Annotated in this window: 7 protein-coding genes; all 7 read right to left on the reverse strand. The window is 69.5% G+C overall.

What is annotated here, in order from left to right; all coding sequences use genetic code 11:
* The coding region (locus tag HOV91_RS37780; RefSeq protein ID WP_174189998.1) for an MFS transporter at window positions 1–1,244 on the reverse strand (1,244 nt) is incomplete at its 3' end.
* A gap of 272 nt (window positions 1,245–1,516) precedes the next feature.
* The gene (locus HOV91_RS37785; protein ID WP_174189993.1) at window positions 1,517–2,281 is read right to left on the reverse strand and encodes a 3-oxoacyl-ACP reductase; all 765 of its coding nucleotides are present in this window, start codon (window positions 2,279–2,281) and stop codon (window positions 1,517–1,519) included.
* A gap of 26 nt (window positions 2,282–2,307) precedes the next feature.
* Window positions 2,308–3,669, reverse strand: coding sequence for an aldehyde dehydrogenase family protein (locus tag HOV91_RS37790; RefSeq protein WP_174189994.1), 1,362 nt, complete (start codon window positions 3,667–3,669; stop codon window positions 2,308–2,310).
* The gene (locus HOV91_RS37795) at window positions 3,666–4,364 is read right to left on the reverse strand and encodes a gamma-glutamyl-gamma-aminobutyrate hydrolase family protein (RefSeq protein WP_174189995.1); all 699 of its coding nucleotides are present in this window, start codon (window positions 4,362–4,364) and stop codon (window positions 3,666–3,668) included. Before HOV91_RS37795 ends, HOV91_RS37790 begins: the two co-directional genes overlap by 4 nt.
* A gap of 28 nt (window positions 4,365–4,392) precedes the next feature.
* Window positions 4,393–5,757 (reverse strand): glutamine synthetase family protein, encoded by a 1,365-nt coding sequence (locus HOV91_RS37800; protein WP_246351546.1) that lies wholly within the window; start codon window positions 5,755–5,757, stop codon window positions 4,393–4,395.
* A 129-nt stretch (window positions 5,758–5,886) separates the two neighbouring features.
* On the reverse strand, window positions 5,887–7,269 hold the full coding sequence (locus tag HOV91_RS37805) for a lipase family protein (protein WP_174189996.1): 1,383 nt from the start codon (window positions 7,267–7,269) through the stop codon (window positions 5,887–5,889).
* Between the two features lie 167 nt (window positions 7,270–7,436).
* A partial coding sequence (locus HOV91_RS37810; RefSeq protein WP_174189997.1) for a lipase family alpha/beta hydrolase occupies window positions 7,437–8,247 on the reverse strand: 811 nt, incomplete at its 5' end.

Below are 8,247 nucleotides of genomic sequence, written 5' to 3' on the forward strand. Positions count from 1 at the left end.
GGGGCGGGGTCGCCCGCGTCGGGGACTGCGGTGCCGCGCAGCGAGGTGCCGGCGGTCTCACGCAGGTAGCTCCAGGCGACCAGGCCGATCAGGGACGCGCCGACCATGTACAGGGCGGGGAACAGCGACCAGCCGGTCGCCTTGATGACGGCCTCGTTGATCAGCGGGGCGGTGCCGCCGAAGGCCGCGGTGGAGACGTTGTAGGCCAGCGCGAAGCCCGCGTAGCGGACATGGGTCGGGAAGATGGCGGGGAAAGTGGAGCTGATGGTGGCCAGCTGCGGCACGTACAGCAGCCCGAGCACGATGAAGCCGAAGATGGCCCACGCCGTGCCCTGACCCATCAGCCAGTACATCGGCACCGCGAGCACCACGAGACCCAGCAGCGAGAACAACCACATCGGGCGGCGGCCGACACTGTCGGACACCCGGCCGAAGAACGGCAGCACCAGCATCATCACCAGCTGACCGACCAGCATCATCGCGCTGGTGGCCGACTCGCCCATACCGATGGTCTGCTGCAGATAGGTGGGCTGATAGGTCAGCAGCGTGTAGTTCACCACGTTGAGCGCGACCACCAGTCCGGCCAGCGTGAGGGTCTCGCGCCGGTAGGTGGTCAGCACCTCGCGCAGGCCGCCGGGCGGGCGCTTGTGCTCGGCGACTTCGGTGAACACCGGGCTCTCCGCGAGCCTGGCCCGCAGGTACCAACCGGTCAGGCCGAGCGGTATGGCGATCAGGAAGGGGATGCGCCAGCCCCAGGCGTGCATGGCGTCCGAGCCGAGCGCGAGCTGACAGGCCAGCACCGTCGCCGATCCGCCGACGAAGCCGGCGAGCGTGCCGAACTCCAGGAAGCTGCCGAGGAAACCGCGCTTGCGGTCGGTCGCGCATTCGGCCAGATACGTCGCGGCCCCGCCGTATTCGCCGCCGGTCGAGAAGCCCTGCACCACGCGCAACAGGATGAGCAGGATCGGGGCCAGCACCCCGACCGACGCGTGGGTAGGCAGCAGGCCGATGGCGCCGGTCGCGGCGGCCATGAGCAGAATCGTGGTGGCCAGCACGGCCTTACGGCCGATGCGATCACCGAGCGGGCCCCACACCATCCCTCCGAGCGGGCGGAGCACGAAGGAGATGGCGAAGCCGAGCATGGTGCCGAGGGTGCCGAGCTCCCCCGGGAAGAAGGCGCCGGTGAGGTACGTCGCGGTGGTGGCGTAGACGCCGTAGTCGAACCATTCGGTCGCGTTGCCCATGGCGGAGGCCGCCACGGAACGCCGCAGGGGAAAACTCTCCGATGTCCGATCGGTCACGCGCACGTCCTCTCCAGCCCGTCCACGGACCTCGGTTCGATCCACCTCCGACCGGCAACCGGGAGGTGAGGCACGAAACAGACCGATACCCAGAACTCCCGGCCAGCAAACAGTCGCGGTCCCCAGAAGGCGCGAAATGCTTTCTTTTGACCTGCGGCAACGCAGTCAATTGTGAAGCGAGTCACACTCCTTGACCGTTGGCGACCACCCCGGTCCTACAGCGGCGTCACGTACGCGCCGGCGATGCCACCGTCGACCAGGAACTGCGACGCGGTGATGAACGAGGAATCGTCGCTGGCGAGGAAGGCGACGGCGGCGGCGATCTCCTCCGGTTCGGCGAACCGGCCGAGCGGCACGTGCACCAAGCGCCGCGCGGCGCGTTCCGGGTCCTTGGCGAACAATTCCTGCAGCAGCGGCGTGTTCACCGGGCCGGGGCACAAGGCGTTGACCCGGACGCCGCTGCGGGCGAACTGCACTCCCAGTTCCCGGCTCATCGCCAGCACACCACCCTTGGAGGCGGTATAGGAGATCTGGGAGGTCGCCGCGCCCAGCACCGCGACGAACGAGGCGGTGTTGATCACCGAGCCCTTGCCGCGCTCGAGCATGTGGCCGATGGCGTACTTGCTGCACAGGTACACCGAGGTCAGATTGACCTCCTGCACGCGCCGCCAGGCGTCGATGCCGGTGGTGAGGATCGAATCGTCCTCCGGCGGTGAGATGCCCGCGTTGTTGAACGCGATGTCCAGCCCGCCGTAGGTGTCGACCGCGGTCTGGAACAGCGCCTCGACCTGGGCCTCGTCGGTGACGTCCACCTGCACGAAGCGCCCGCCGACCTGCTCGGCGGCCGCCGCGCCGGTCCCGGCGTCGATGTCGGCGACCACCACCTTGGCCCCCTCCGCCGCGAAACGGCGGACCGTGGCCAGTCCGATACCGCTCCCGCCGCCGGTGACGACGGCGACCCGATCCTGTAAGCGCTGCAACGTATCTCCTGTCGGATGTGGTGGTGTCACTGCGTGGCGAGGAAGACGTTCTTGGTCTCGGTGAAGGCCGACGCGGCGTCCGGCCCGAGTTCGCGCCCCAGCCCGGACTGCTTGAACCCGCCGAACGGCGTCCAATAGCGCACGGAGGAATGCGAGTTCACCGACAGGTTGCCCGCTTCGACGCCGCGGGCCACGCGCAGCGCCCGGCCGACGTCCCTGGTCCAGATCGAGCCGGACAGACCGTAATTCGTGTCGTTGGCGATGCGCAGCGCGTCGGCCTCGTCGTCGAACGGCAGCACCGCGACCACGGGACCGAACACCTCCTCGGTGAGGACCCGATCGCTGGGAGCGCCGGGCAGCACCACCGTCGGCGGGTACCAGAATCCGGGTCCCTCCGGCATGCTTCCGGTGAACGCCACCTCGGTCGACGGCTGCACGAACGCGGCCACCCGTTCCCGGTGCGCCGCCGAGATGAGCGGACCCATCTCGGTGCTTTCGTCGGACGGGTCACCGACACGCACCCCCTGCACCGCGGGTTCGAGCAGTTCGAGGAAGCGATCGAACACGCTGCGCTGCACCAGAATTCGTGAGCGTGCACAGCAATCCTGCCCCGCGTTGTCGAACACGCCGTAGGGCGCGGTGGCCGCCGCCTGTTCCAGGTCGGCATCGGCGAACACGATGTTGGCGCTCTTGCCGCCCAGCTCCAGCGTCACCCGCTTGACCTGCTGTGCGCAGCCCGCCATTATCCGCGTGCCCACCTCGGTGGAACCGGTGAACACCACCTTGCGCACCGCGGGATGGGTGACGAAGCGCTGCCCCACCACCGACCCCTTGCCGGGCAGCACCTGGAATACGTCCTCGGGCAGGCCCGCCGCGAGCGCGAGTTCACCGAGCCGCAGAGCGGTCAGCGGTGTGAGTTCGGCGGGCTTGAGCACCACCGTGTTGCCCGCGGCCAGCGCGGGTGCGAAGCCCCACGCCGCGATCGGCATCGGGAAATTCCACGGCACGATCACCCCCACCACGCCGAGCGGTTCGTGGAAGGTGATGTCGACCCCGCCCGCGACCGGGATCTGGTGTCCCAGCAGCCGCTCGGGCATACCTGCCGCGTAATGCAGGACGTCACGGACGTTTCCCGCCTCCCATCGCGCGTTGCCGATGGTGTGTCCGGCGTTGGCGACCTCGAGCAGGGCCAGGTGCTCCAGATCCGCGTCGACCGCTTCGGCGAACCGGCGCAACAACCGGGCCCGGTCACCCGGCGCGACCTCGCGCCACACGGTGTAGGCACGCTGCGCGCGGGCGACCGCCGCGTCGGTCTCCGCTTCTCCGGCGAGTTCGACGGTCGTGACCACCTGTTCGGTCGCCGGGTTGACCACCTGCGCTGTCGTCACGAGTTCCGCTCCCTTCGATAGGTGTCCGCCGCCTCGACCAGTGCCCGGATCAACCTGCGATCGGTGGCGTCGGCCTCCGGATGCCACTGCACACCGACCAGGAACGAACCGTCGACGGCCTCCGCGGCCTCGATCGTGCCGTCGGCGGCGTACGCGGTGGCGGTCAGGACCTCGGCGAGCCGATCGACGGCCTGGTGATGGTGGCAGTGCACCTTGACTTCCGGACCGGCCAGGCGCGCGACCCGGCTGCCCGCGATCGTCAGCACCCGGGTGGCGGTGAAGCCGCCCTCGACGCCGGAGTGCTCCTCGTGCCCGACGACGTCGGGCAGATGCGGGATCAACGTGCCGCCGAGCGCCACGTTCGCCAGCTGGAGTCCGCGGCACACCGCGAGGATCGGCAGGCCCGCGGCCCTGGCCAGCTCGAACAGTCCGAATTCCGATTCGTCGCGGTCCGGCCTGGTGTAGCCGGGTATCCCGGTCGAAGGGCCGCCGTAACGCGCGGGATCGACGTCCGCGCCGCCGGTCAGCACCAGTCCGTCGAGCCGCCGCACCAGCTCGGGCCGCGCGACGCCCGCGGGCGGCAGCAACACCGGGATGCCGCCCGCGGCCGCCACCATCTCGACGTAGGCGTGCGGCAGGACCGCGCTCGGCAGATCCCAGGCGTTGAAGCGGGCCTGCTCCACGTAGGTGGGCATGCCGATCACGGGACGGGCTCCCGCGACCTCAGAGTCGTTCGAAACCACGGATACGCTCCCAGTCGGTGACCGCGGCGTCGTAGGCGTCCAGCTCGACCCGCGCCGCGTTACGGTAGTGCCGCACTACATCATCACCGAAGGCCGCGCGGGCCACCGTGCTGTCCTCGAACAGCTGGGCCGCTTCCCGCAGCGTATGCGGCACCCGAGGACGCTCGGAGTGGTAGGCGTTGCCGTGGAATTCCGGCTCGAGCGGCAGCCGCCGATCGATGCCGTGCAGTCCCGCCGCGATCAGCGCGGCCACGGCGAGGTAGGGGTTCACGTCACCGCCGGGCACCCGGTTCTCGAAACGCAGCGCATGGCCCTCGCCGACCACGCGGATGGCGCAGGTCCGGTTGTCCCGGCCCCACGCGATCGCCGTCGGCGCGAAGCTGCCCGCGACGAATCGCTTGTAGGAGTTGATGTTGGGCGCGAGCAGATAGGTGAACTCGCGCAGGCAGTCCAGCTGGCCCGCGATGAAGTGCCGCATGAGCGCCGACATGCCGTCCGCGCCGTCACCCGCGAAGACCGGCTCGCCCGCGTCGCCGCGCAAACTCAGGTGGATATGGCAGGAATTCCCCTCGCGCTCGTTGTATTTCGCCATGAAGGTGAGACTGCGACCCTCCTGGGCCGCGATCTCCTTCGCGCCGGTCTTGTAGATGCTGTGGTTGTCGCAGGTGATCAGGGCTTCGTCGTACCGGAACGCGATCTCGTGCTGACCGGGGTTGCACTCGCCTTTGGCCGATTCGACGTACATCCCCGCGCCGTCCATCTCCTTCCGGATACGGCGCAGCAACGGCTCGACCCGCCCGGTGCCGAGCATCGAGTAGTCGACGTTGTACTGGTTGGCCGGGGTCAGTCCGCGATACCCGGCGTTCCAGGCCGCCTCGTAGCTGTCGTCGAACACCAGGAACTCGAGTTCGGTCCCCACGAACGCGCGCAGACCACGTTCGGTCAGCCGATCGAGTTGTCCGCGCAGCACCTGGCGCGGCGAGACCGGCACCGCCCGCCCCTCCGGCACCACGTGCTCGACATCGCACAGCACCAGCGCCGTGCCCGGCCACCACGGCGCGGTCCGCAGGGTGCGCAGATCCGGCCGCAGCACGACGTCGCCATATCCGGTCGCCCAGGAGGACAGGGCGTATCCGTCGACCGTCGTCATGTCCACGTCCACCGCGAGCAGATACCCGCACGCCTCGGTGGCGTGCGCGACCACCTCGTCCAGGAAATAGCGTGCCGCGCAGCGTTTCCCTTGCAACCGCCCCTGCATGTCGGTCATGGCGACCAGCACCGTGTCGATCTCCCCCGTGTCGACCCGGTCCCGCAATTGCGCCACACTCAGCATCCCGCTACGCATCCACGACCCCTCTCGGCACCAACCGTGCTCACGCTAGAGCAAAACGGACAGGTTCGGGACGGGACACACGAACTTCCGGCCGCCCGCGCGGGGGTGCGGGATCGGCCGCCTCGGCGGTGGGCACGCAGGTCAGGACAACGGATTGCGCAGCGCCGCGGACAGGACCGACAGGCGGCGGGCGCCCGAGGGCGCGGGCCGACGCGGCCCGCGGATCGGTCGTCCGAGCCACATGCGGACGAGCAGGGCCGCGAAACGCAGGTGGCCGCTCAGCGCCGGACCGGCGAGGGCCAGCGACCAGCTGGTCCGAGTACCGGCCGCGGGCAGCTCGCGCCCGGCGAAGCGCCCCGCGATCCAGTCGACCATCACCGGCAGCGCCAGGAATTGCAGCAGCAGATGGGTGCTGAGCCGGTCGCGGAGGTAACGCACGTGCGCGCCCGCGTCCACATAGCGCGCGACGTGACCGTCCACGTCGGCGACCGCGATCACCTCGTCGTGCACGCCTTGCAGCACCAGCACGGGCATGGCGGGCGCCTGACGGCCGGGGTGGATGTCGTCGAGAATCCGCCGCAACCCGTCCTGGGCGATCATGGCGGTGATGCCCGCTCCGCTGTGCTTGTCGATATCGCGCCGGGCGAAGCGATACAGCAGGGGGAACGTCGCGGTGGTCTCGGTCTCGGCCAGCCAGCCGAGATACCGCGCGTCCAGGTGGGCGCGCAGCAGGTGGTCCAGTTCCGGGTAACCGCGGCGCAGCCCGGCGGTGAAGACGGCCGCGAACCCCGCGAACAGCGTGCCGTTGAGCCGGACGAAGGCGGCGGTCGGGTCACCCACCGGCGACCCGGCGACCGCGCCGACGATGTTCAGCTCGGACGCGTACTCCGCGGCCACCTCCGCGGCCCACGCGGTGGCCAATCCACCGCCCGAATATCCCCACAGGGCGACGGGTGTGGCGGGATCCAGTCCGAGCGGGACGAAGGCGAGCGCGGCGCGCACCGCGTCCAGCGCGCGATATCCGGGCTCCCTGGCCACGCCGAAGCGTCCTGCGGTTCCCCCGTGGTCCGGCACCGACACCGCCCAGCCCCGTGCCAGGGCGCTGGCGATCAGCGGGAGCTCGAGCTGGGGTATCGACCCCGCCGCCCGCGCCCCGCGCCGCAGGGAGTAGGAGGGCAGACATTTCGCAGCCACCGCGTCGATCGCGCACTGGAACGAGACCAGCGGGCGCGGCTCGGCGGGGTCGGCGCCCCAGGGCAGCAGCACGGTGGTCACCGCGACCTCCGGCACACCGTCCAGATCGGTCGTGCGATAGAGCAACTGCCATGCCGAAACGCGCTGGGGCACCATGCCGAAGAACGCGATCTCCACCATGCGCGTGCGCACGATCGAGCCGGGACGCAGGCGCCCGGCCGCGGGCGGCGGAACGTAGAACGGATCGTCTCCGGGCAATTTCGGCCGATGCGAGAAGGCCGCCGGATCGGGCGGCACCGCGGCGCCGTCCCACTCGAGCTCCACAGTCATCCGGTTCTCCCTCTCCGACGGCACGGCCGTGACCACGGGCACCGCCGCGCCGGTGACGACGCGGGATGCCCGTATTCCACCCAACCAATGTCGTGGCCGGAAAAGAATTGTCCCGGGAGCCAATCCGTTGCTCGCGAATTCTCCCGTCCATGCAGTGACAGCGCGGATCACAAGCTGCCGTTGCCGCCGATCAGCCACGGATTGAAGGTGCATTCCAGCGACGGATGCGCGACCGGATCGAGCGCGTGCAGCACGATCGATGCCGCCCGGGGGGAATACATCATCGTCAGGTGATCGGACATATCCTGTTCGCACCCGTCCTGCAGCGTGACGTTGTCCACCGTCGCGTCCGGACCCGCCTGCAGGAACGTCCATTGATAAGGGTTGGTGACCTCGTCGTGCCGGGAACCGATCGCCGTGTAGGCGACGCCGGGCACCGTGTCGCCCTGCGCGTTCAGGCTGGCGTAGAACGGCGAGCCCGCCGCCTGCTGGATGTTGGCGATGCCGACCAGCGGTTCGTAGAACCCGAGGATATCGACGCCCAGGTTGTTGATGATCCGGCCCAGCGTCGCGATGCCCATCAGCGAGGTGCCGTGGTGGGTGGCGCCCAAGCTCACCAGCTTGCCGACTTTGCCATGGCCGCCGCCGAATTTCAGGTAGTGGTTGGCGACCGTGCCACCCTGGGAATGCCCGACGATGTCGACGGCCTGCGCACCGGTCGCGGCCAGCACCCGATCGATGAAGTCGCGCAGTTGCGACGCCGAATCCTCCATTCGCCCGACACCGAAGCGCCCGGGCAGGATCGGGCCGAGTCCACCGCCTTGCATCAGGCCGGATCGTCCGAAGTTGAAGGCGAAGACGCAGAATCCGGCGCGCGCCAGACGCGGCGACAACGAGGAGAAGGTGTCGTAGGCGTTCAGCCAGGTGCCGTGCAGCAGCACGACCGGACGCGGGTGTTCGGCGGTGGGGGTGCAGTTC

The sequence above is a fragment of the Nocardia barduliensis genome (assembly GCF_013315795.1).
GTDB lineage: Bacteria > Actinomycetota > Actinomycetes > Mycobacteriales > Mycobacteriaceae > Nocardia > Nocardia barduliensis.